Annotated in this window: 1 protein-coding gene; it reads left to right on the plus strand. The window is 38.0% G+C overall.

Translation table 11 applies throughout. The annotated features are described in order from the left end of the window. Positions 1-47 precede the first annotated feature (47 nt). The coding region (gene ccmB / locus ACFINO_RS11620) for a heme exporter protein CcmB (RefSeq protein ID WP_375656006.1) at positions 48-523 on the plus strand (476 nt) is incomplete at its 3' end.

Raw genomic sequence — 523 nt, forward strand, 5'->3', positions numbered from 1 at the left:
CATAAAATTACCTTGGAAAAATTTTTACCTCCCCAGGAGAAAATACAATGAAAGCACTGTTCTGGCGTGATCTTAAATTAACCTTAGCACCACAAGCTTCCTCGTTAACAGGGCTTTTGTTTTTCATTGCTATTATTATGATAATCCCCTTCGCCATTGGGCCAAATCCTAAAGTTCTTTCACAAATAGGTCCAGGTATATTATGGCTGGGAGCTCTTCTCGCAGGACTTCTTAATCTCAATAAGCTTTTTCAAACCGATCATGATGATGGAAATCTTGACCAATTCATCCTTTCTGGACAAAGACAAAGTTTTACACTGATCGTATTAACCAAATGCCTTGCCCATTGGGTAGGAACTATGCTTCCTCTTATTTTTGCCACTCCTTTTTTAGCATTCATGCTCCATTTAGATGCAATAATAACTTTTACAACAATACTCACTCTCTTATGTGGAACACCAGCTATTATTTTTATTGGCGCTATCGGAGCTGCTCTTGCAACATCATTGTTGCATAGTACTCT

It is taken from the genome of Bartonella sp. AA83SXKL (assembly GCF_042196965.1).
Classification (GTDB): Bacteria; Pseudomonadota; Alphaproteobacteria; order Rhizobiales; family Rhizobiaceae; genus Bartonella.